Annotated in this window: 5 protein-coding genes; 3 read left to right on the plus strand and 2 right to left on the minus strand. The window is 66.8% G+C overall.

Going from position 1 to position 2400, the window contains the following annotated elements; translation table 11 throughout:
- Window positions 1-264: 264 nt before the first annotated feature.
- Genes VFX99_RS05775 through VFX99_RS05780 form a run of 3 tightly spaced genes read left to right on the plus strand, consistent with a single transcriptional unit; the run spans window position 265 to window position 958 of the window.
- Complete coding sequence (locus VFX99_RS05775) at window positions 265-507, plus strand: hypothetical protein (protein WP_329665365.1); 243 nt, start codon at window positions 265-267, stop codon at window positions 505-507.
- An 8-nt stretch (window positions 508-515) separates the two neighbouring features.
- Window positions 516-728 (plus strand): HNH endonuclease, encoded by a 213-nt coding sequence (locus VFX99_RS17295; RefSeq protein WP_414684323.1) that lies wholly within the window; start codon window positions 516-518, stop codon window positions 726-728.
- An 11-nt stretch (window positions 729-739) separates the two neighbouring features.
- Entirely contained in the window at window positions 740-958 is a 219-nt protein-coding gene (locus VFX99_RS05780; protein WP_329665366.1) for a hypothetical protein, read from the plus strand.
- Window positions 959-1019: 61 nt separating this feature from the next.
- Here the strand turns inward: VFX99_RS05780 and VFX99_RS05785 are convergent, their stop codons facing one another.
- Entirely contained in the window at window positions 1020-1886 is an 867-nt protein-coding gene (locus tag VFX99_RS05785; protein WP_329665367.1) for an alpha/beta hydrolase, read from the minus strand.
- A gap of 127 nt (window positions 1887-2013) precedes the next feature.
- The coding region (locus VFX99_RS05790) for an IS110 family transposase (protein ID WP_329665368.1) at window positions 2014-2400 on the minus strand (387 nt) is incomplete at its 5' end.

Raw genomic sequence — 2400 nt, forward strand, 5'->3', positions numbered from 1 at the left:
AGACCTAGAACGCCAGAGCGGCCGAACGGTTGGGATCTACGAGCAGGCGATGTCAGGAACCGTACCCCGGCCCGCCCGCTTGACAGAGGGGCGTATGCTCAGGGTGTCAACGCCACTCCGGCTCGAAAGAGTGGCGCCGCACCGAGGGTCTAGTCTCTGCCGGCGCCGTGGCACGGGAGCAAGCCCCAGCAAGATCACCGCACCGTCCCGGCCGCGTCCGGGTCCACCCTCTCACCCGAGCAGACGGCCACCGTCCGGCGGCTGTTGTGCGAGGCTGCTGACGAGGACCTCGCGAAGCCCGCCGAGAGCCTCTCCGAGCAGGCCAACGACGCCGCGCAGACGTTCAGAGAGGGGTCCCCGATCGGCGACGACGCCTCCACGACCGCGCACGCGGTCATTGGCCCCACGATCGCGCTGCTGGATCAGATCGGGTGGAGCGTCCGCTCTGATGGCGAGCTGGCGCTCGCGTATGAGCGGCGGTTCCGGGGACGGGACGACGAGTCGTGATCGCGGCCATGACCAAGTTCAGGGAGTACGCGTACCTCCGGCTCGACCCGTGCGCGTACTGCGGCGGGCCCGGGGGCACCATCGACCACATCGTTCCGCGTGTGGCGGGCGGCGCGCCTACGGCCTGGAACCTGACCGGCGCATGTGCCGCTTGCGGCGAACTCAAGGGCCGATGGCCGCTCTTGGCGTTTCTGCTGTTGCGCCTACTGTGTCGTCCGTAGACTCGCGCCAAATGAGCCTTCGCTACGAAGCGGGCGACAAGCGCAGACCCTACGTCGAGTGCGACGCCTCCGGATGCGCCAATCGCCTCAGGATCGATGCGCGAAGCTTTGCGCTGGGCGCCAGCCTCACGCCGCTGGCGAGCACCGGCTGGGCGACTGTCGACCCGGAGGGCGACCGGCAGGACTTCTGCGCTGACCATGCTGGCCAGGCAAAGCCGGAGGCGCGATAGCCGGTGCAGTTCTGGGCACTCGCATACAAACCCTCCGGCGGCTGTCACCGATCCTTTCCGCTTACCGGGTTGCCTTTACGACGTCGAGGATCACATCGATCACCAGCTCTGGATCGTCTTCCTCTACGGCGTGACTTGTATGCACGACAATCTGCTCCGCGCGCGGGCTGAGGACAAGCCAGCCCTTTTGGTTCTCGACGTTGCGCCGCATTCCTCTCCGCTCCGACGGAAACTCCGCCTCGCTGATCGCCACGTCCGAGTATTTGACGGAGACGATCGTCACGGGCATGTCGCCGATCCGTTTGCGGGCTGCCCAAGCGTCTTTCTCAACTTGCAGATAGTCCCGATGTTCGACGTTCGCCGGATTGTTCGGGTCCGTCGCCTCAACGATTTCGCTCGGAGGATCCCGAAAAGGAGCGCCGGTATCGATGAAGACCATGCCAGCGACCTGTCGCGGATGGGCAGCGGCATAGCCGGCCGTAATGAAGCCACCCCCAGAGGTCCCGACCAGGACGTAGGGGCCTGGGATTCGGGCGGTTCGAAGCAGCCGCTCCAGGTCGCCGACCAGCTCCGACAGACCGCGCGGACCCGGATCGGGATCGCTTCGCCCGAGGTTGGCACGGTCATAGACGCACACCCGCGTGACTTCGGCGATGCTCGGTTCAGCGAGCGAGTAGGAATCGCTGGTGTCCTCGTCGCCTCCCTCCATGATCACGGTCGGTGACCCGGTTCCGGTGCACCTCACATACAGGCTTCGGTTGCCATCGATCTTGATGACGCCGTCGGGATTCTCGTCCCCGGCGGAGGTTGCCCCCGGACTCGGCGTGGTGTTCGCGGCACTCGAGGTCGCAGCGTCGCCGCCGTCTCCGCAGCCAACGAGCGCAATCAGCAGTCCGGCCAGGATGAATGCGATGACGCGGGAGCGCATGCGAGGGCCCCATCTCAGAACGTGGCCAGCCTACGCCCGCCGACTGACTGCCGCAAACGGCTGCGTACCAATGGCTTTATGACCAGCGCCCGTATCCGTCCGCGCAGCTCCTTTCGCTGCTCCTATGTCAAGAGATTGAGGGTGTGGGCGTCTGGTCCGGGATGGGCGCGGGTGTCTGGAGCAAGTGCCAGATGCGTCGGGTGAGGTGGCGCTTGAGGCAGCGGATCGCGTCTTTGGTGTTCTTGCCTTCGGCGCGCTTGCGTGCGATGTAGTCCTGGGTCTCGCGGTCGCAGCGCAGTCGGGTGACGGCGATCCGGTGGATCGTGGCGTTGATCTGGCGGTTGCCGCCGCGGTCGAGTCGGTGGCGGTTGGTGTTGCCCGAGCTGACCGGGATCGGGGCGACGCCGGCGGCCCGGGCGAGCTTGGCGTCGGTCGCGAATCGCTGGGCGCCGGCGATCTCGCCGACGAGCTTGGCGGCGGTCAGCGGGCCGAACCCGGGCTCGGAAAGCAGGTG

The organism is Microbacterium sp., from assembly GCF_036277215.1.
Classification (GTDB): Bacteria; Actinomycetota; Actinomycetes; order Actinomycetales; family Microbacteriaceae; genus Microbacterium.